This is a genomic window from Chryseobacterium sp. PET-29 (genome assembly GCF_025736815.1).
Taxonomy (GTDB): Bacteria; Bacteroidota; Bacteroidia; order Flavobacteriales; family Weeksellaceae; genus Chryseobacterium; species Chryseobacterium nepalense.
Map to the genome: position 1 here is coordinate 2,278,972 of NZ_CP107053.1, position 20,837 is coordinate 2,299,808.

General features: G+C 37.1%; 21 protein-coding genes and 1 pseudogene. 6 read left to right on the forward strand and 16 right to left on the reverse strand.

Annotated features, from left to right (window positions below):
• Positions 1-264: 264 nt before the first annotated feature.
• The 3 genes from ODE14_RS10055 to speB all read right to left on the reverse strand — a co-directional run bounded on the left by ODE14_RS10055 (position 265) and on the right by speB (position 2,926).
• The gene (locus ODE14_RS10055) at positions 265-876 is read right to left on the reverse strand and encodes an alpha-ketoglutarate-dependent dioxygenase AlkB family protein (RefSeq protein WP_263601355.1); all 612 of its coding nucleotides are present in this window, start codon (positions 874-876) and stop codon (positions 265-267) included.
• Positions 877-1,152: 276 nt separating this feature from the next.
• Positions 1,153-2,001: a bifunctional helix-turn-helix domain-containing protein/methylated-DNA--[protein]-cysteine S-methyltransferase gene (locus tag ODE14_RS10060; protein WP_263601356.1), complete on the reverse strand. Its 849-nt coding sequence runs from the start codon at positions 1,999-2,001 to the stop codon at positions 1,153-1,155.
• A 67-nt stretch (positions 2,002-2,068) separates the two neighbouring features.
• Complete coding sequence (speB, locus tag ODE14_RS10065; RefSeq protein WP_263601357.1) at positions 2,069-2,926, reverse strand: agmatinase; 858 nt, start codon at positions 2,924-2,926, stop codon at positions 2,069-2,071.
• Positions 2,927-3,170: 244 nt separating this feature from the next.
• Between speB and ODE14_RS10070 the strand changes: the two genes are divergently transcribed.
• Entirely contained in the window at positions 3,171-3,830 is a 660-nt protein-coding gene (locus ODE14_RS10070; RefSeq protein ID WP_263601358.1) for an HAD family hydrolase, read from the forward strand.
• 140 nt (positions 3,831-3,970) lie between these two features.
• Here the strand turns inward: ODE14_RS10070 and ODE14_RS10075 are convergent, their stop codons facing one another.
• The 4 genes from ODE14_RS10075 to ODE14_RS10090 all read right to left on the reverse strand — a co-directional run bounded on the left by ODE14_RS10075 (position 3,971) and on the right by ODE14_RS10090 (position 7,707).
• Entirely contained in the window at positions 3,971-5,365 is a 1,395-nt protein-coding gene (locus tag ODE14_RS10075; RefSeq protein ID WP_248391419.1) for an arginine decarboxylase, read from the reverse strand.
• 110 nt (positions 5,366-5,475) lie between these two features.
• Entirely contained in the window at positions 5,476-6,351 is an 876-nt protein-coding gene (locus ODE14_RS10080) for a tyrosine-protein phosphatase (RefSeq protein ID WP_263601359.1), read from the reverse strand.
• A gap of 167 nt (positions 6,352-6,518) precedes the next feature.
• Positions 6,519-7,148 carry a thiamine diphosphokinase gene (locus ODE14_RS10085; RefSeq protein ID WP_263601360.1) on the reverse strand — a complete coding sequence of 210 codons (630 nt, stop codon included), beginning with the start codon at positions 7,146-7,148 and terminating at the stop codon, positions 6,519-6,521.
• A complete protein-coding gene (locus ODE14_RS10090; RefSeq protein WP_263601361.1) occupies positions 7,138-7,707 on the reverse strand; it encodes a cob(I)yrinic acid a,c-diamide adenosyltransferase in 570 nt (189 codons plus the stop codon). Before ODE14_RS10090 ends, ODE14_RS10085 begins: the two co-directional genes overlap by 11 nt.
• Positions 7,708-8,259: 552 nt before the next feature.
• On the opposite strand from ODE14_RS10090, the gene ODE14_RS10095 reads away from it, so the two are divergent.
• A complete protein-coding gene (locus tag ODE14_RS10095; RefSeq protein ID WP_263601362.1) occupies positions 8,260-8,751 on the forward strand; it encodes a DinB family protein in 492 nt (163 codons plus the stop codon).
• A 111-nt stretch (positions 8,752-8,862) separates the two neighbouring features.
• On the opposite strand, the gene ODE14_RS10100 is transcribed toward ODE14_RS10095, so the two are convergent.
• From ODE14_RS10100 to lptB, 3 genes and pseudogenes are all read right to left on the reverse strand, one after another.
• Positions 8,863-9,834 carry a helix-turn-helix transcriptional regulator gene (locus tag ODE14_RS10100; protein ID WP_248391402.1) on the reverse strand — a complete coding sequence of 324 codons (972 nt, stop codon included), beginning with the start codon at positions 9,832-9,834 and terminating at the stop codon, positions 8,863-8,865.
• 107 nt (positions 9,835-9,941) lie between these two features.
• Positions 9,942-11,669 (reverse strand): ABC transporter ATP-binding protein, encoded by a 1,728-nt coding sequence (locus ODE14_RS10105; RefSeq protein WP_263603833.1) that lies wholly within the window; start codon positions 11,667-11,669, stop codon positions 9,942-9,944.
• A 500-nt stretch (positions 11,670-12,169) separates the two neighbouring features.
• Positions 12,170-12,895: pseudogene (lptB, locus tag ODE14_RS10110) on the reverse strand (LPS export ABC transporter ATP-binding protein); the annotation flags it as partial.
• A gap of 239 nt (positions 12,896-13,134) precedes the next feature.
• Here lptB and ODE14_RS10115 point away from each other — a divergent pair.
• Entirely contained in the window at positions 13,135-13,317 is a 183-nt protein-coding gene (locus ODE14_RS10115) for a hypothetical protein (protein ID WP_072885197.1), read from the forward strand.
• Between the two features lie 48 nt (positions 13,318-13,365).
• Here the strand turns inward: ODE14_RS10115 and hemB are convergent, their stop codons facing one another.
• Positions 13,366-14,355: a porphobilinogen synthase gene (gene hemB, locus ODE14_RS10120; RefSeq protein ID WP_263601364.1), complete on the reverse strand. Its 990-nt coding sequence runs from the start codon at positions 14,353-14,355 to the stop codon at positions 13,366-13,368.
• Positions 14,356-14,475: 120 nt separating this feature from the next.
• Here hemB and ODE14_RS10125 point away from each other — a divergent pair, with 120 nt between their 5' ends.
• The 3 genes from ODE14_RS10125 to ODE14_RS10135 all read left to right on the forward strand — a co-directional run bounded on the left by ODE14_RS10125 (position 14,476) and on the right by ODE14_RS10135 (position 17,154).
• Positions 14,476-14,826, forward strand: a complete 351-nt coding sequence (locus ODE14_RS10125; protein WP_248391396.1) for a T9SS type A sorting domain-containing protein — start codon at positions 14,476-14,478, stop codon at positions 14,824-14,826.
• Positions 14,827-14,929: 103 nt separating this feature from the next.
• Positions 14,930-15,841: an ABC transporter ATP-binding protein gene (locus ODE14_RS10130; protein WP_248391394.1), complete on the forward strand. Its 912-nt coding sequence runs from the start codon at positions 14,930-14,932 to the stop codon at positions 15,839-15,841.
• Positions 15,842-15,843: 2 nt separating this feature from the next.
• The gene (locus tag ODE14_RS10135; protein ID WP_263601365.1) at positions 15,844-17,154 is read left to right on the forward strand and encodes an ABC transporter permease; all 1,311 of its coding nucleotides are present in this window, start codon (positions 15,844-15,846) and stop codon (positions 17,152-17,154) included.
• A 73-nt stretch (positions 17,155-17,227) separates the two neighbouring features.
• On the opposite strand, the gene ODE14_RS10140 is transcribed toward ODE14_RS10135, so the two are convergent.
• The 5 genes from ODE14_RS10140 to ODE14_RS10160 form a co-directional block, all read right to left on the reverse strand.
• Complete coding sequence (locus ODE14_RS10140) at positions 17,228-17,896, reverse strand: porin family protein (protein ID WP_263601366.1); 669 nt, start codon at positions 17,894-17,896, stop codon at positions 17,228-17,230.
• Positions 17,897-17,913: 17 nt separating this feature from the next.
• Positions 17,914-18,786, reverse strand: coding sequence for a succinate--CoA ligase subunit alpha (gene sucD / locus ODE14_RS10145; RefSeq protein WP_029294782.1), 873 nt, complete (start codon positions 18,784-18,786; stop codon positions 17,914-17,916).
• A gap of 90 nt (positions 18,787-18,876) precedes the next feature.
• Positions 18,877-19,779, reverse strand: a complete 903-nt coding sequence (locus tag ODE14_RS10150; RefSeq protein ID WP_248391388.1) for an LpxD N-terminal domain-containing protein — start codon at positions 19,777-19,779, stop codon at positions 18,877-18,879.
• 145 nt (positions 19,780-19,924) lie between these two features.
• Entirely contained in the window at positions 19,925-20,491 is a 567-nt protein-coding gene (efp, locus tag ODE14_RS10155; RefSeq protein ID WP_027379799.1) for an elongation factor P, read from the reverse strand.
• A 15-nt stretch (positions 20,492-20,506) separates the two neighbouring features.
• A complete protein-coding gene (locus ODE14_RS10160) occupies positions 20,507-20,836 on the reverse strand; it encodes a hypothetical protein (protein WP_263601367.1) in 330 nt (109 codons plus the stop codon).
• Between the last annotated feature and the right edge of the window lies 1 nt (position 20,837).

Consider the following 20,837-nt stretch of genomic DNA (forward strand, 5'->3'; position numbering starts at 1 on the left):
CTAAAAGCTGTTCGGTCTGAACAGCTTTTTGTTTTTTTTATTTCTTATCTAAATGCAAAGATCTATTATAATTGGATACTTTTTAAGGAGCAAAGATCCGCGACAGGTCGTTTAATAAGCTTAAATAAAAAACTTTGTGATCAAGGTCAAGGTGTTGAAATAAAAATGGAACTGTGGTTTCGAGGACCTAAGCACCGATAGCGAGATTGTTATATTTTAAATTACACCTAAAAATGGTGGCTTCGAGAACCTCAGCCACCATTTTTACTCCTCAATCGTTCTGAAAGTCAGGTTTACTCTTGGGGTTTTCACTTTTGTTGTTGGCGGAAGCCTGTGCAGCCAGTGATCCTGTGTTGTTCCTTTCATCACGAGCAAACTTCCGTTTTCCAGGAATATTTCTACTTTTTCTTTCGTTGTTTTATGTTTAAACAAGAACTTTCTTTCTGCACCGAATGTCAGCGATGCAATGGCTCCATGTTTTTTAAGATCCTTTTCGGCATCACTGTGGTAAGCCATTCCTTCACTGCCGTCGTGATATAAATTCAGAAGGCATGAATTATAGGTTTCTCCTGTCATCTGCTCACATTTATTTTTTAATTCCAGCAGTTCAGGCGTCCACGGCTTCGCATACTTTGTTCTTTTCGAATACGTGTACTCAAATGGTTTCTCTCCAAACCACGCCACTTTTCTTTTGGTTAAGATCAATTTTCCGAAAATCAGGGCTTCGTCATTTTCCCACGGAATTTCTTTCAATAAATAATCATAATAAAAATCAGATTTTTCTCCGGAAAATATTTTTCCGTAATAATGAGCGATTCCATCATCAGGAAGAAGGTTTAAAGGATAATCTGATATATCTTCGAATAAATTGAGCATAACAATCTGAGTTTTGTGTTTAGGGTTTATGTTTATTATCTCATCTTGTTATTCTGTAAGAATCCAGGCAAGATATTATTAAAATTAACATCTAATACATAAACCTTAATTCTTATACAATGGTGAAGATGAAGACGTGTTGAAGTTTGGCTAAAGCCGGTTCTGATTTATATCTTTAAAATGGGCTAAAGCCCGTTCCTATTGATGAAATTATTGGCTTTATAAATTTAAATAAATCAATTTGTATTTATTCGTGAAAATTTGCGTCCTTTATGTTTAAAAATCCGAATAAACCTGCGAGCTTTCCCAGCCAATCATTAGCTGCTTTCGGTCAGTTCCCCACATGTAACCCCCGATATTTCCGGAAGATTGGATCACGCGGTGACAAGGGATCAAAAACGCAACAGGATTACTGCCTATTGCCGTCCCTACCGCTCTTGAAGCATTCGGGTGCCCTATTTTCCCGGCTAAGCTTCCATAAGTAGAGAGTTTCCCCATCGGAATGGTAAGAAGGCTTTCCCAAACTTTCAGCTGAAAATCCGTGCCTTTTAAATGTAATTTTACGGTATTTAGCTTAGTCCAGTCTTTATTGAATATGGACAGGGCATTGGCCTGAAGCTCGTCCGGCCTTTCAATAAAAGAAGCATTGGGAAATCTTGACTGTAAATCTCCCAATGCTTTATAGATATCATTTTCAAAAGCCATATAGCAGATTCCTTTTTCTGTGGAAGCTGCAATTAATTTTCCAAAAGGGCTGTCTGAAAAACTGTAATTGATGTTCAGATTCTTTCCGCCATTTTTATATTCTGCAGGAGACATTCCTTCGATTTTCACAAACAGATCGTGCAGCCGGCTCGTACTGGAGAAACCTGTTTCAAAAGCCGTATCAAATAAACTTGCCTTTTCTTCTTTCAATAAAGATTTGGCGTGCTCCAGGCTGATGAACTGTAGAAATTTCTTCGGACTTGTCCCTGCCCAATCCGAAAACATTTTCTGAAAATGTGCAGGACTCAGGTGTATTTTCTCCGCCACTTCTTCCAAACTTGGCTGAAGCTTAAAATTGCTGCGGATATATTCTATCGCTTTGGCAATTCTTTCGTAATCTAACTGATTTTGTGTGGACATATCATTAATTTTACCTCACAAATTTCCGAAGAAGATCCGGTAGAAAAAATCCGATTCCTGCGGAATTTTAGTTGTTTTTATAAAGGTGATAATACGCAAGCATTTTGTAGTAAAGCTTTGCAGCAAGGAATGCACTTGGTTTTGCCATCGGAGAATCCATTAATTCTACAATATCAAATGCCACCACATTACATTTTTCAAATACTTTTCTCAATAATTCCAAAGTCGGATACCATTGTAAGCCTCCAGGTTCCGGTGTTCCTGTTGAAGGTGCGATGGAAGGATCAAAAGCATCAAGATCGATGGTGATATATACATTACCTGAAACTTTTTCCAATACATCATTTACCCAATTTTCGTTGTTGGCAATTTCGTGAGCAAAAAACACTCTTCCTTCCGGCAGATATTGTGCTTCCTCAATATCCATAGAACGGATTCCCACCTGTACCAGGTTATGTTTCTGGCTGGCTTCAAAAACTGCACATGCGTGATTGGAAGTAGAACCGTGGAATTCCGGACGTAAGTCGGTGTGAGCATCCAGCTGAAGAACCGTTAAATTCTCAAACTTCTCTCCTACTGCACGAATCGAACCGATAGAAACGGAATGTTCCCCGCCAAAAAGGGTAAACAATTTATCGTCATGACTTAAAAGTTCTTTTGTTTTTTGATAAACCGCTTCCGTCATGGCTTCAGGAGTAGCTTTTTCAGAAACTTCGCCTGCTAAATACACGCCTTCAAGATAAGGTTCAGTCTGTGTTTCAATATCGTAAAGTTCCATATTTTCTGAAGCGTTCAGGAACAATTCCGGTCCTTTGTCGGCTCCTTTTCCCCATGTAGATGTTCCATCGTAAGGGACCGTTACCAACACTACTTTCGAGTTTTCCAGTGATGCATTTTCTTCAGGAATTCCTGCGTATGTTTTCATGTTTTATCTGAAATTAAATGATTTCGGCAAAGATACAAAGAAGTTTGGAGAAGTGGAGGGAAGCTGGAAGATAGGTGCTGGAAGTTTTACATAATGAAGAATAATTAATGTTGAAATTTTAGATCTAAATCATTTTTAAATTCAAATAATTAACCTAATAAAATTACGCCCTCCAATTTTAAACTTCCATTCTCCAACTTCCCGCTTCCCACCAAAATCCTTACCTTTACAAAAACAAAATTGTATGTCGTTAAAAGCTGTGCTGTTCGATATGGATGGCGTTATTGTGGATACAGAACCCTTGCACAGAAAAGCCTATTTTAAAACATTTAAAGAACTGGGAATTGATGTTTCCGAGGAATTGTATGCTTCATTTACGGGAGCTTCTACCAAAAGAGTGTGTGATACATTGATTAAAAATTTCAATCTAAAACAAACCTTTGAAGAAATAGCAAAAATTAAAAGGGAGTATTTTAAGGATTATTTTTATAATGATGAGGAATTCGACCTGATTTCCGGAGTGAAAGAACTGATTGAGCATTATTATGAAAACGGCATCACCCTGATTCTTGCATCGTCTGCAACGATGACCACTATTGATATGGTTTTTGAGAAATTTGAGCTTGAAAAATATTTCAGCGGTAAAATAAGCGGTGCCGATTTGAAAGAATCAAAGCCTCATCCCGAGGTTTTCCTGCTGGCTGCGGAAATGGCAGGACACCCCGTTGAAAACTGCATGGTAATTGAAGATTCTACCAATGGTATTTTAGCGGCACACCGGGCAAAAATTTTCTGTGCCGCATATAGAAGTCCGCATTCTAAAAACCAGGATTATACATTGGCGGATACGGTAGTTTCGGATTACGAAGATCTTCAGATTGATAAAATCTCGCAATATTTTTAAACGCAAAAAGCTCTCAGTCTGGTTCTGAGAGCTTTTTATTATATTTCATTGCTGTCATTCTGAATGAACGTGTGGGATAAAGAATTTCTCTATTTTTGAGATTGCTTCGTCGCTTCGCTTCTTGCAATGACAATTTACAGTTATTTATACCCAAGGATTTTCAATACATCTTCCGGCTCCTGCTTTTCACGGAAAATCTCGTATTGCAGCTCCCCGTTTTCATCTTTCTGAATCAGGACGTGTCTTGGCTGCGGCATCAGACAGTGGTGAATTCCTCCAAAACCACTGATGGTTTCCTGATATGCTCCCGTGTGGAAAAATCCGATATATAAAGGTTTTGTATCACTGAACACAGGCAGATAAATGGCATTGGTATGCTGCTCAGAATTATAATAATCATCCGAATCACAAGTCAGACCACCCAAAAACACTCTTTCATAGGTATCTTCCCAACGGTTCAGCGGAAGCATGATGAAGTGTCTTGAAATGGCCCAGGTATCAGGAAGCGTGGTCATAAACGATGAGTCGATCATATTCCACTTTTCTCTATCGTTTTGACGTTTCTGAGAAATGATCTTATAAATATTCGCGCCACTTTCCCCTACGGTAAAGCTTCCGAACTCTGTGTAAATATTAGGTTCTTCAACCCCTTCTTCTTCACAGAATTTTTTGATCTGGGAAACAATTTCCTCTACCATGTACTGATAGTCATAATCAAAGTTCAGGGAAGTTTTGATAGGAAAGCCGCCACCAATATTTAAGGAATCAACTTCCGGCGCGATTTTTTTCAGACGTGCATATACACGAAGACATTTGTAGAGTTCATTCCAGTAATACGCAGTGTCTTTGATTCCGGTATTAATGAAGAAGTGAAGCATTTTAAGCCTTGCATTCGGGTGTTCTGCAATTTTCTGGCTGTAATAAGGAATAATATCCTTGTATCCTATTCCCAACCTTGAGGTATAAAATTCAAACTTCGGTTCTTCCTCAGAAGCAATTCTGATTCCGATGTCGAATGTAGTATCAATGCTTTCCGTAAGTTTATCCAGTTCACGGTAATTATCAAGAATCGGGGTAATATTTTCAAAACCGCTATTGATCATATCCGAAATCTTGGCCAGATAATCATCTGTTTTGAAACCGTTGCAGATTACTTCAATATTTTTATCCACTTTTCCATTCTCGTAAAGAGATTTTACGATATCCATATCGTAAGCGGAAGAAGTTTCTATGGAAATATCATTTTTGAGTGCTTCTTCCAGTACAAATTTGAAATGACTTGATTTTGTACAGTAGCAATAAGTATAATTTTTTTTATATTCGGTTTTCTCAAAAGCTTCCTTAAACCAGCTTTTCGCCTTCTGGATATTTTGAGAAATTCTCGGCAGGTAGCTAATTTTTAGCGGGGTGCCAAATTTTTCAACAACATCCATCAACGGAATGTCGTGAAACAACAAATTGTTCTCAGATACATTGAATTCTTCTGTTGGAAAATACAATGTCTGATCAATTAGTTCCGAGTATTTTATTTTCATTTCTAAACAAGTGAATTAAGAAATGCAAAATTGCTAAAAAAGTTTGGTTTTTTAGCGTTAAAGTTATTATAAATTTTTATCGTTTTCGATCTTGAAATCAGCGCTAATTATTAATCCGTGAACTTCCTGATATATTCTTCCCGTTTATTTTCATTTATTTTTAAAACCTGTTGAATATAAGCATCTTCAGAACCATATTTTTTATTGATTTCATTAAATGCAGCATCCAGATAAGCCTTTTCTACCCAACTGAGTTTTTCAAGTACACTAATATCCATCTTAGGGTACAGAAAATGTAGATTTCTGGCAAGTTTAAGTCTTTGATTAACTAAGTTTTTTCTATAATTATTTGATAGCAGATAATCGTTATAAATAGTTTGTTTATCGAATTTCAGTATGGTTAAAATAAGTGCTGTAATGATTCCTGTACGGTCTTTTCCGGCAGTACAGTGGTACAGAACAGGCTGATCAGAATCTAAAATTTCAGTGATAATTTCCCTGATTATTTCAGGATTTTCTGTGATATATTCTCTGTAAAAATCAAGCATTCTTCTGTCGGCATCTTCACCTTTTACTTTTCCTTTCAGCACTAATTTTCTAGCCTTGTCCAACTGATCGCCTTCATCCTCAAAAGCAGAATAATTTTTGTAAACCATCTGCTCCGGAAGATGATCCGGTTTCTGTGCAATTTCTCTGGAATTTCTTAGGTCGATCGTTTCTTTTATTCCAAGATTTTCCAATTCTTTAAAGGATTTTCTTTTCAGTTGATGAAGATTTCCGCTTCGGTAAAATTTTCCACTTTTCAGGATTCTTCCCTCAATATTTCTGATGTTACTGACAGATCTGAAATTATGAACCTCTTTAATTTTGATATTTTTTTCACTTATATTTCTTCCGTACTCAGGAGCAGAGAAGTTTTGCGTTTTGCATGAGCTTACGCAATATATTGAAACAATGAGAAAAAGTATTTTGATTAAATTTTTCATTTTTTGATTCTGTAAAGCTAATTGCTTTTTAAATCCGCTAGTTTCACGGATTTACACAGATTAGAATTTATTTAATTGAATAATAACTGTTAGTTATGAACAAATTTTAATTTCCACAGATTACGCTGATTTACACGTAATTTATGCCTAAAGTTTAAAATTATTAATTACAGGTAATTTTTACCAATGAAAATTAATAAATCTCCCTTTTCATATTCAACAGAAACTTCATCATGAACGGCAAAATTCCGGGTTCCTATATTGGATGTAATACTTAAATTTCCATTAGTTAGAGGCCAGTTCAACCCTTTGGTTGTAATATTTTCAACGGAAGGAAAGGGATATAATGAAACCATTTTACCTTTTAGATTTTTTACAGTAAATTTTTTCGGAATAAAATAATATTCAGAAAATTCATCATAAAAACTTATGTTTAGCTGATCTTTAAAACCAAAAGCTACCGTAAGATTTCCTAAAAAATGATCCTGCTCTCCTCCGCTTCCTCCGAAAACATCAACACTGGCAATGTCTTTTTCCGCGATGATTTCCAGCGCTTTCTGAAAATCGGTTTTATCCTGATCCGGAGTATAAATGAATTTGTCCTGGTAAATATTTTCATCTGAACCCGAATGTGAATCAAAATCCCCGGAAATAAAATCCAGTTTTTCCAAAGGAAAATTAAGTTCTTTCAGATAATGAAAGGCTCCGTCTGTACAGGCAATGAGATTGTATTCATCAGGATCGGGAAATGATTTCGGGACGTCGCCATTAATGAAAAGTAAGGCTTTATCTTTCATTCGGGTTCCAGTATTCTTCCGGTTCGTTGTTGATTTTTGAAATATATCTCGCGAGAACGAACAGATAATCTGAAAGCCTGTTCAGATACTTTATCAGCTCGGGTCTTACTTCTTCTGATTCATTCAGGAAAACCAGAGAACGCTCTGCTCTTCGGCAAATTGTTCTTGCTGCATGTAAAAAAGTCGCTGCTTTTCCGCCACCGGGAAGAATGAAATACTGGAGCGGCTCTAATTTTTCGTCGAAGGCATCCATCCAATTTTCCAGCTCTTCTATTTCGGTATCGGAAATTACCAATGGCAGTCGGGATTTTCCGTTGGCTAACATCAGTTTGTCAACCGGAGTTGCCGCCTCTGAACCAACTGTAAATAAATCAAACTGAATTTTCTTCAGTTGTTTTAAAACTTCTTCGTCCCCGATATGGCTTTTGGCAATTCCGATGAATGAATTCAGCTCATCTATATTTCCGTAACTGTCGACTCTTGCACTGGCTTTTGAAACTCTTGTTCCGCCGTACAATGCAGTCTGACCTTTGTCTCCTGTTTTCGTGTAAATTTTCATTGTACTAAATTACTTTTTTCCGGCAAGGTTTACAAGTTCTGATTAAGAATCGGTGACTTCGAGAGCCTCAGTCCCCGGGCTGTTAGATATTAAGTCAGCCATCAGTTGTTATGTTATAAAGTCAATCAACGGTTTCTATTCAAGATTTTCACCAGTATTTGTATCATCGACAAATACCCTAGCCCTGATCACAGCAATTGTCTGAGCTCTTTTTTATTTTCGGGCTGCGGCGGCTTCGCCGCCGCAGCCTGAAAATAAAAAAAGCGAGTGCGGAGAGCAGGAAAAGCTTCAAATAAAATAATCAACGGCTTGTAGATATCAAATTGTTCTTAGAAGTTCCACTTTTCCGAATTAAAATAAATGACCGGCCCTGCGACCGATCACTTCTCAAATTATTATTTACCTAACATTGCATAATACATAATTGTAACGCAAAAAACCTGCAGAATATTTTAGACAATTAAAAAATTTTCAATACTGAAATTCCTACTGACAAACTGTTGTCATCAACCGGTTTTATCTTTGTATCAACAATAACAAACAAATTAAATTATGACAACTACAGCAATTAACACTACCCAATTCATGACTTCCGGACAGCTACTTGAACATTGGCAGGGACACAGAAATCTTACAAGAAGAGTAATTGAGGCCTTCCCGGAAAAAGAGCTTTTTGAATTTTCCATTGGCGGAATGAGACCTTTTGCAAAACTTGTGGTTGAACTCATCAGTATCGGCGGTCCTGCTTTAAAAGGAATTGTAGAGAAAAACATGGAAGGCTACAATGAAGAAGGCTTTAATCCTACAACAAAAGCAGAGTTGCTGAAGAAATGGGATGAGGAAACAGAAGTGATCAACCGTTATTTCGCGCAAATCTCAGAAGAGCGTTTTCAGGAAACATTCAATTTATTCGGACAATACGAATTTCCTGTTTATCAGAATATTCTGTATTTCGTAGACAATGAAATCCATCACCGCGGACAAGGCTACGTTTATCTGAGAGCACTTGGAATGGAACCGCCTTTTTTTTGGGAGAGATTTTAAGCTTTCTGATGCCTCTCTACAGATTACGGGTATTGATTAACAATACACATAGAACATCGTTTGTTTAAAATCTTACAATTCTATTATTAAAATTTTGCAATAACCTCAGCATCAACTATTGGCTGAGGTTTTTTGGTGTTTTACGGAAATATTTTCAATGAGCTCGGCCAGTCTGGTTTTGAGAATTTCCGGTTCCAGGATGGTTGCATAATCTGCAAAAGTGATGAGCCAGCGTGGAAATCCGTCTGTAATCCATTCGGTTTCAAAGGTAAGTTCCATCCCCAGATCGGTTTCTTTTTCATCGATGAGTCCGTAATATTTTTTGGAGTTGGAAAGATGGTTGATGATCTTTTTTTCAACCAGAAGTTTGACGATGGTCTTATTTCCGTTTCCATTTTGCCTGTAGTCGTTGATCTGTCCATATTCCTGAAGAAAAGGATTCTGGGTTTTAAAGATCTGTAAAATCCTGTCGACCCTGAATTGTCTGAAATCGTTCCTCAACGTACAGAAAGCCATAATATACCAATAGTTAAACTCAAAGAAAACGCCTACCGCTTCAATAGTCCTCATCGAAACGCTACCGTCAATCGTTTTATATTCCATGGTAAGCTGTCGTTTTTCAGCAATACTTTCCAAAACTATCGGAAGAATATCTTTAATATGATCTTCTGTTTCAGGATAATAATTAAAGATATCAATCTGTTTTTCAATATTCTGAATGAGGTTTTTATCTGAATATTTCAAAACAGAGCGCACTTTTTCCATGGCTGTTCTGTAGTGGTTTCCCAGACTCTGATGGGAAAATTTCTGCATCAGCTTTTCAGCCGTGATGAAACTCAGCACTTCTTCTTTGGTAAACATCACGGGCGGAAGTTTATAACCATCCATTAAAGAATAGCCGCTTCCGGCTTCTCCGATAATGGGAATCCCGGCATTTTCCAATGTTTTGATATCCCGGTAAATCGTTCTTACACTTACATCGAATTTCGCCGCCAAATCGTGCGCTCTTACAACCGGTTTCGACTGTAATTGGGTAAGAATTGCGGTTACCCGGTCAAGTTTTTTGAGATAATGATCATTCATGGGTAATTAGGGGTGAGAAGTTGGAAGTTGGAAGTTGGAAGTTGGAAGTTAACAAAAATACTTTTCACTTTTCACTTTTCACTTTTTACTTTTTAATTATTAAACATCTAATTATCTTTAAAACTATTAACCAGTTTATCCAGATTTAAACTTCTCGCGGAAGCATCGAAAATTTCGCGGTAAGTTCCGTTAATCTGTACCAATTCATCGTGGGTTCCGCTTTCCACTACCCTTCCTCTTTTCATGACATATATTTTATCCGAATCTAAAATCTGTGATAAAGAATGCGAAATGATAATTACCGTTCTGCCTTCTTTTATAGCATCCAGAGAATTTTTAATTTGTTCTGTTGCAATGGCATCAAGACTTGCTGTGGGTTCATCAAGGAAAATAATCGGCGGATCTTTTAAGAATAGTCTGGCAATGGCAATTCTCTGCTGCTGTCCTCCGGAAAGCTGGGTAGCATCGTGATTATAACCGTTGGGTAAATCCAGAATCTGCTCATGGAGATATGCTTTTTTGGCGGCCTCTTCAATTTCCCGAAATGTTGCATCCATATTGCCATACCGGATATTGTCTTCAATGCTTCCCTGGAAAATATGGTTTTTCTGCAGTACCAAGCCAAGATCATTTCTAAGAAAAGTATTGTCAAAATTATTTAAATCAACTCCATCCAAAAGAATTTCTCCTGAATCGGGAAGATAAAATTTACATAAAAGGTTGATAATGGTAGATTTTCCGGCTCCACTGAGACCCACCAATGCCGTTGTTTTTCCATTTTCGATTTTCATGGAAACATCATATAAAGCCTGGGTTCCGTTTGGGTAAGTAAAATTGATATTTTTCAGTTCAAAATTTCCTTTGATGTCTTTTTCAACGAAATTTCCATTGGGTTCTTTTTCATTGTCAGCATTTAATATATCGAAATACCCTTCGGCATAAATCATGGCATCGTTCATATCGTCATAAATCCTGTGAAGCTGGCGAATGGGTGCCGAAACATTATTAAAAAGCATAATGTGCAGCATGATCGCTCCGATGGTCATCTGCTGATCCAGCACTAAGTAAACAGTTAAAAGGATAATCAGGACCACACCAAACTGTTCGATAAAAGTTTTTAATCCGTCATAAATAAAATTCGTTTTCCGGGTAAACATCTGGCTTTCCATAAGCTGCATCTGAAGATCATATTGCTTTTTACCTTCAAATTTTTCTCTTACAAAACTTTTAATAACCATGATGGAATTAATCAGATTTAATAATCCCGAAGTTTTCTGCTCACGCTGGTTTCTCAATGTTCTCCTTACACCACTCAGTTTTTTCGCCTGTAAAGAACTGATATAAAAATAAATGGGAACAATAATCGTAGAAACTATTCCGACGTACATATTCTGCAAGTACATGATAATTAGAGCGATAATTGCATTTGAAAAAAGAGGCAGCATATCAATGAAAAAGTTTTGAACCAGCCTGGTTAAACTTTCAATTCCCCTGTCTATCCTGATCTGCAGCTTTCCCGATTCGTGATTTTCATCATTAAAGTAAGCAACACGATAGGTAAGAATCTTGTCGATGGCTGATTGAGCCAACACCGAGCTTACATTAATCCTTATTTTTTCACCGTAAAATTTCTGTCCGAAATTGATAAAAATATTCACAAGTTCTTTCCCTAATAAAATTACCGAGATTACCACCAGCACATGAATTCCTTCCGACATCGGATGCGGAAGACGGGTAAGCTTTGTAACTTCATCTACGGTGTATTTCAGTACCAAAGGATTTACCTGGGCAGCAAGCGCTCCCAAAAATGTAAGAAACAAGGTCCCGTAAATCATCAGACGGTATGGCCTGATAAAGGGAACCAGCTGTTTATAAATTCCGAATAAGGTTACCGTTCTGTTGAATGGTTTTGCCATACAAATTCTTTTAAATGAAAACGTACCGTTTTACAATGAAAAAGGTACGTTTTATTCTATTTTTCAGCAAATAATTGCTTTAATTAATTTTCGAACATGTAAGTTGTCAGATAATGCAGTTCCTCTCTGCTCGCAGCTTTAGATTCGGCCTCCGCCTGTTCCAGTGAGTATTGGGAATTGATTTCTTTTTTCTGAAATACAAAAGCATTATTGGCCGTTTTATCCACTACATCATTGAAAATATGCTGAATCTCCGAATTTCCTAATGATGCGAAACTGATATCTTCAAAACCGTACATTAACCTCAGATCATCGAATTGTGCGAAATTCTGATTCACAAATTCCTGCAGCTGTGCCTTAGAATCGAAGTTTCCGGCCCAGATATTATAGGCATAACTTTTCTTTTTGGGCTTATCCAAAATACTCTGATAAACGAAGTTTTCTCCCAAATACGCTTCCCGTACCTGCGGATCATTGGCAAGATCTTCCGGAAGACCTTCTTTCAGGATTCGTCCTTCAAACATAATGTAAGTCTTATTCGTAATAGCCAGCGTCTGCTGTACATTATGGTCGGTAATAAGGATTCCGATATTTTTATCTACCAGGCTTCTTACGATTTTTTGGATGTCTTCAACAGCAATTGGGTCTACTCCGGCAAAAGGTTCGTCCAGAAGGATAAAACTCGGATCCGTGGCAAGACACCGCGCAATTTCCGTTCTACGCCTCTCCCCTCCGGACAGAAGATCTCCCCTGTTTTTGCGGACATGCTGTAACGAAAATTCTTCAATCAGCTCGTCACATTTGATCTGCTGTTCACGTTTTGAAAGTTTTGTCAGCTGCAAAACTCCCATAATATTTTCTTCCACAGAGAGTTTTCGGAAGACAGAAGCTTCCTGTGCAAGGTATCCGATACCTTTTTGGGCCCTGCGATACATCGCATCCGTTGTGATTTCCTGTTTGTCTAGAAAAATTTTTCCCGAAGTAGGCTTAACCAATCCTACAATCATGTAAAAAGATGTGGTTTTTCCGGCTCCGTTCGGACCGAGCAATCCAACAATCTCTCCCTGCTGAACCTGTACAGATACGCCTTTTACAACTTTTTTCGGACCGTATTCTTTGATTAAGTTTTCTCCTCGTAAAATCATAAGGGCAAAGATAAAGTTTTTTTGAATTCAATTTTCAGATTGCTGTGATTGCAACAAAGTTTTAGCATATTTTAATAACCTCTTTCTGAGATTATTTAAATTATAATTTGCTCATAGAACGTGGTACGTGAAACCTTTTTAAATAACTTAATTCATTAAATAAAAATTTTATATTCTAAACTTTTATCAACAACCTGTGAAAAAAATCATTAATTTAGCTCTACCAAATTATATTTATCATGAAAAAATTATCTAGAAAAGAATTGATGAATGTGAACGGAGGAAACATAAGACCTCCTGACGCTAACGGAAATTGCCCGGCAGGCTGGTATTTGTGTCCAACGAATATTTGTGTGAATGATAATGGCGGAGCAAATCCCATTGTTCCCGGATCACCTTTTTACAAGGCTTGTTTCGGATAAAAAAAACACCTCAGTTGAGGTGTTTTTTAGTAATTATCACTGATGGAATTATCTGTTTAAAATCACTGCCGCTTCTTTCGCAAAATAGGTAAAGATCATATCTGCTCCCGCTCTTTTAAAGCAGGTAAGACTTTCTACAATCGTTTTATCATTGTCCAGCCAGCCGTTCTGTGCGGCAGCTTTTACCATTGCATATTCACCACTTACATTATATACCGCTATCGGAAGATCAATAGCTTCACGAACTTTAGAGACGATATCCAAGTATGGAAGTCCCGGTTTAATCATGATAATATCTGCGCCTTCTTCAATATCCTTGAAAACTTCGTTCAATGCTTCACGTGAATTATGAAAATCCATCTGGTATGTTTTTTTATCTTTCGGAATTTCCATATTATCTTTCGGCGCACTGTCTAAAGCACTTCTGAAAGGTCCGTAAAATGAGCTCGCATATTTTGCCGCATAACTTAAAATCCCCACATCGGTAAATCCGCTCTCTTCCAACGCTTCGCGGATCACCTGAACTCTTCCGTCCATCATATCGCTCGGTGCCACAATATCTGCTCCGGCTTCTGCATGAGAGACAGACATTCTTGCCAAAGCATCATTGGTTGCATCATTCACAATTTTACCATTTTCAATGATCCCGTCGTGTCCGTAAATTGAGTAGGGATCAAGTGCTACATCGGGCATCACTACCATTTCGGGAACAGCATCTTTTATCGCTCTGATCGTGTTCTGCATTAATCCGTTTTTGTTCCATGCTTCTTTTCCGGTATTATCCTTAAGATCATCCGAAACTTTCATATACAGATTGACTGCTTTTACTCCCAAAGAAAATAATTCCTTACATTCTTTCACTGTCAGATCAATGCTTCGCCTGAAAATCCCCGGCATTGACGCAATTGGTTCTTCTTTATTCTCGCCCTCCATTACGAAGATTGGCATTACGAAATCACTTGTAGTAAGGGAGCATTCTCTTACCAGACTTCTGACAGATTCATTTACTCTCAGTCTTCTATTTCTTGAATGTATCATTTGGAATACTTTTTGAATGAAATTTAATGCAAATTTACTACAACTTAAACAAAAAAGTATTGCAGGAGATTGTAGAATTGTTTACTTTTGTTTTAATATATTTATAGAAATTGTAATTTGATGAAAAAACTTTTACTTTTATTTATCTTTTTAGGCGCTTTTGTTGGATTTTCCAATAATGCAAAAGCTCAGATAAAGGAGCCTTCAGCATTTTCTCAGAAAGCTGATGATGGTGTCCTTGTAGCCTATCCGAATCCTGCTAAGGACTTTCTGATTATAAAGGCGAAGGACTCTAATCTTAAAATTAAAAGTGTGACCTTCTATTCCATTTTGGGAACTCAGGTTGCCAATTATGCTGTAAATATGAATTCGGGGGAAATTAATATTGAAAAATTAAAACCCGGAAAATATTTGATCCGCTACATATTGAGCGACAACACCATGAAGGTTACACAAATCGTAAAACAATAATTAAATCCTGATAATCATCAGGATTTTTTCTTTTAGATTAATCTGTTTTCAATAATTCCGTAACTTTCGGAACTTTTTCATACTAATCAGTAAAAACAATTTAATGCTAAAAGCTGAACATATCAGAAAGACTTACAATGCGGGCAAAAAAGTAGCATTGGACGATTTCAGCATCCATGTTCCGAAAGGAAGCGTGTATGGTCTTTTAGGACCGAACGGAGCCGGAAAAACTTCATTTATCCGCATCATCAACCAGATTACCCAGGCAGATTCCGGAGACATTATGATCAATGGACAAAAACTCAATCCGGATCATATTAAAGATATCGGCTACATGCCTGAAGAAAGAGGGCTTTATAAAAACATGACCGTAGGAGATCAGCTTCTTTACTTTGGGGAACTTAAGGGCATGACTAAAAATGACGCTTTGAACGAAGCAAAGAAATGGTTTGATAAGCTGCATATCGATCAGTGGTGGAAAAAGAAACTGTCTGAGCTTTCCAAAGGTATGGCACAAAAGATACAGTTTGTGGTTACTGTTCTTCACAGACCTAATTTATTGATTCTGGACGAACCTTTCTCGGGTTTTGATCCTGTGAATGCCAATCTTATTAAGGACCAGATTATTGATCTTAAAAACAATGGCACCACGATAATTCTTTCAACACACCGTATGGAAAGCGTGGAAGAAATGTGTGATTATGTTGCGCTTATTAATAACTCTAAAAAAATTATTGACGGAAGAGTATTTGATGTGAGGGAAAAATTCAAAAAAAATATTTTTGGAATTACACTTTCGGAAGTACAGGATATTCAGTTTGATAATTTTAAAAGAAAATATGATCTTTTCAATATTGTAAATGAAAACAATCTTATTTCCTTTGATCTTAAAAACGAAACGAATCAAAATGATATTCTCCTTGAACTGGTACATATAGGAAAAGTACGTTCGTTTGAAGAGAAGATCCCGAGTATGAATGAAGTTTTTATTAATGCAGTAAGCAGCAATATTTAATTATGAATAATATTTTTTTAATTACAAAAAGGGAATTTCTGACGCAGGTTAATAAAAAATCCTTCATTATACTGACGATTCTGGCGCCTATTCTCCTTGTTGCATTCGGAGCGGTTATCGGCCTTATGTTCAAAGCTAATGAGTCTCACAGCGTTATTGAAGTTGTTGATAAAAGCGGATTATTTACCCATAAGCTGAAATCTTCAGACCAGCTGAAATACATTTTTGTTTCGGCAGCAGATGAAAAGTCGAAAATTAACAATCTAAAAGGTAACGAATCATTAGATGGTATCTTAGTATTACCGAAACTTAAAAATAAGAACTTCGATGATCTTCAGAAAAACACAAGGCTTGTTATTAATAATAAAATAGGCTTTGATACCAAGCAAAAAATTGTTTCTGACATTAATGAAGTTATTAAAAAAGAAAAAATAAAGCAATTAGGTATTGCAGAAACCCAGCTCATCAATCTTGATAAAAGCTTTACCCTTAAAACGATTAATGTTTCTGAAAACAATAAGGAAGATTCTGATCTTGCGTTTGGGGTAAAAAGCGGGTTGAGCATCCTTCTGATGTATGTCACTTTCATGTTTATCATTATTTACGGAGTAAGGGTAATGCGTAGCGTGCTGGAAGAAAAAAATAACCGTGTGGTGGAAATAATCATTTCTTCAGTTAAACCTTTTGAGCTGATGATGGGGAAAATATTAGGCGTTACGCTTGTAGCCTTAACGCAGTTTGTTGTCTGGATCACTATGTCTGTAATTGGTGCTCTGGTTCTGAATACAGGATTTTCATCGATTCAGAAAAACATCCCCGGAGGAAATGAAGAACTGGCTAATAAGCTAGATGTTACACAGATTGCCACCCAGGTTTCCCACAGTTTGCTGGAGCTTAATTTTCCGCTGATCATTTTTGTATTTATCGTGTTTTTCCTTTTGGGATACATTTTTTACAGTTCCATATATGCAGCGATTGGATCTGCGGTGGATAATGAGACGGAAACACAGCAATTCACACTTTTTGCCATTCTTCCTTTAATGCTGGGCATGTACGGCAGTTTTTCTTTAATGAATAATCCGGATGGTCCGCTGGGCTTCTGGCTGTCCATTATTCCTTTCACTTCTCCTGTCGCCATGATTGCAAGAATACCTTTTGGAGTTCCTGCATGGCAGATTGCTTTATCAATCGCCCTACTCTTGGGAACTACTATTTTTATGATTTTCTTAGCCGGAAAAATATATAGGGTGGGTATCCTGATGTATGGAAATAAAGCGACCTTAAAAGAGCTCTGGAAATGGATTAAAGGATAATGAATGTAGATAGAGTTAAAATAAAAATCCCGAAGTAAAGTTCGGGATTTTTTATGCTTGAATTACATAATTTTTATCTAAAAATATAGTTCAGACTTATACTGAGAACCTGTTCAGATTTATTTTTAGTAGTTCCCTGCGGTTCATAATCAAGACCGGGATACGTATTGGAAAGTCCAAAATCATATCTTGCAGCTACTTCCAGTTGTCTTTTATAGCTGTAGCCTACTCCAAAGCCGATTCCAAGGTTAAAGCTATTCGCTTTTCCATTGACATTAGGCAAAGACGATACCGTAACATCCGGGTCGTAATAAGGTCTTGATACGGGAGCGTTTTTTGTCCGCTGGTCTATCAAAAAATTAAATCTTGGTCCTATCAATCCGAAGAATTCTGATTCTGCCTCGGAGAAATAGGCCTTAAAACTGATTGGTACACTAAGATAATTATTGGCATAGACAGCATCATAACCATCTTTACCTTTAAAATCTTTATCTTTTCCTGTTTCTCCTGCCCCGAAATATTGTATTTCAGGCTGAAGGAAAAACTGATTAGTGCTGCCTACAGGAATCAGAGCAAGAAATCCTGCCTGTACCGTAAGTCTTCTTCCTGAGGGATTGTGAGCATTTTTTACTGCCGAAAGATTACCTCCGGCAGACACCCCGAATCTTGTACTGCTGAAGTCTATTTGTGCGAAAGACATCACCGACAATAACAAGGCGGAGGATAATAAAATTTTTTTCATTGTGTATATTTTTTAAATTATGCTAAAACCTTAGCCACGGTAACACCAATATCAGCAGGGGAATCTACTACATTGATACCGTTTTCTCTCATGATCTCCATCTTTGCCTGGGCTGTGTCTTCAGCGCCACCAACGATAGCACCTGCATGTCCCATTGTTCTTCCTTTAGGAGCAGTTTGTCCTGCAATGAAACCTACTACCGGCTTTGTAGAACCGCTGGCTTTGTACCATCTTGCTGCTTCTGCTTCAAGACCCCCACCGATTTCTCCGATCATTACAACTGCTTCCGTTTCAGGATCATTGATGAATAATTCCAAAGCTTCTCTGGTCGTAGTTCCGATAATAGGATCTCCACCGATACCAATCGCTGTAGAAATACCAAAACCGGCTCTTACTACCTGATCTGCTGCTTCATAAGTAAGCGTACCGGATTTTGAAACGATACCTACTTTACCTTTTTTGAAAACGAAACCTGGCATAATACCAATTTTAGCTTCTTCAGAAGTAATGATTCCCGGGCAGTTCGGACCGATTAATCTGCAGTCTCTGTCGGCAATATAAGATTTTACTTTCACCATATCTGCTACAGGAATACCTTCGGTAATACATACAATTACTTTAATGCCCGCTTCGGCAGCTTCCATAATGGCATCAGCAGCAAATGCAGGGGGTACGAAAATGATACTCACGTTTGCTCCGGCTTTTGCCACAGCATCAGCTACAGTATTGAATACAGGTTTCCCAAGGTGCTCGCTTCCTCCTTTTCCCGGAGTAACACCACCTACAACGTTGGTTCCGTATTCGATCATCTGGCTTGCGTGGAAAGTACCTTCATTCCCCGTAAATCCTTGTACAATTACTTTAGAATCTTTGTTTACTAAAATTGACATTTTATTATTTATTTAATTTATTTATTAATTTTTAAATGCACACAAATTTAATTAAATTTCTTTGATTAAAGATAAATCTAAACAATTTGTTTATTTGAGATTTCTCAGTTTAACCTCTTTTTTCAGATAGGTTCTGAAGTCTTCTGCAAGGAAACCGAAGTATGTTCCTTTAGTTAAATCTCTGTTCACTCCGGCTTTTGCGAGTAAAACGGTCCCTTTTTCTATTCTGAGACCAGATGCGATCCCCACCTGCCCCCAGATGGTTACTTCATCTTCAATGATACAGCATCCTGCAATTCCCGTCTGGGAAGCAATAAGGCATCTTTTACCGATTACCGTATCATGTCCTATCTGGATCTGGTTATCTAAAACAGAACCTTCACCGATAACCGTAGAATCCGTCACACCTCTGTCAATTGTACATCCGTTTCCAATTTCAACGTTACTTTCAATGACTACATTTCCAACAGAGATTAAACGATCAAAGTTACCGTCCAGTTTTCTGTAATAGAATGCATCACCACCTAAAACCGTATTCGACTGAATGACAACATTGTCGCCGATGACTGTTCTGTCGCCAATCACAACATTCGGGAAGATAAGGGTGTTTTTTCCTATTTTAACATTGTTTCCTATGACTGCCGAACGATGAATATGCGTTCCTTCACCAATTTCAACATCATGAAGTTCTTCCGTGAAGTTATAAATTCTTGTAAAATGGGTATTGATCTTATTAAAATCCCTGAAAGGGTCTTCAGAAACCAAAAGAGCTTTTCCTTCAGGACATTCCACTTCTTTATCAATAAGAATAATGGTAGCTGCGGAATTCAGGGCTTTGTCATAATATTTCGGATGGTTTACAAAAACAATATCACCTGGTTTTACCATATGAATTTCGTTTGTTCCCAGTACTTCAAAATCTTCAGGACCTATGAATTTAGCTCCGATAATATCAGCAATTGTTCTAAGTTTTTGTGGCTGATGAAACTTCATATTTTTAATGAGGTTTAAATTTTATCAAAATATTATCGGACTTATATCCGATTTTATAAATCTTCCTTTTGGGACTATGCGAGACTTTTATAAACAAAAATTCGGTCTGCTTTCACATTCCGAATTTCTGTAAATTTTATTAAAATTATTCTTTAACTCTTTCTAAATAAGAACCGTCTTCCGTACTTACTTTAATTTTGTCTCCCGGCTCAATAAATAAAGGAACCATTACTCTTGCTCCTGTTTCAACGATGGCGTTTTTAAGAGCATTGGTTGCTGTATTACCTTTTACTCCAGGATCAGCCTCTACTACTTCAAGGTAAACAGACTGTGGTAATTCTGCAGATAAAGGTGTTTCATCTGCTTCTTTAAGAATGATAGTAACTTCTTCACCGGCTTTCATAAGGTTTGAATTTTCAATCATTTCCTTATTCAGGTAAAGCTGAGAAAAATCGTCATTATTCATGAAGTGGAATCCGTTCTCATCATCATAAAGATACTGATATTTTCTGGTGATTACTTTTACTTCGTCGATTTTGTGACCTGCAGAGAAAGTATTATCAATTACTTTTCCGTTGGTTACAGATTTTAACTTTGTTCTAACGAAAGCAGGACCTTTTCCCGGTTTTACGTGAAGAAATTCGATAACTTTATAAATATCGTTGCTGTACTCAATACAAAGCCCTTTTCTGATATCGTTACTTGTTGCCATTAATTTTGTATATAATTATTTTCTTTTGTTAAATTGTATTCCCTCCCCCTGCGGTATCATTCTGTTGAATGTATTGTTATTAAAAGTGTTTACATTATTCTGCAAACGGTTCACATTCATCTGAACTTCCGAATTATAAGGATTCGCCGTTCCAAAAACGGAGCTTGAATTATCCTTTTTCAGGATAGATTTAAAATTACTTCTGGCGAGGCTGTCTTGAGACTTCTCGGGAAGTTTTCTTTCCAGGATGGAATTCTTTGTTGTTTTCTGAGTTTTTAATCCTTCCGTTTGCTGTCCAAACACAGAAGTCGCTGAAAGCATGAAAAAAAAGATTAAAATTTTCATA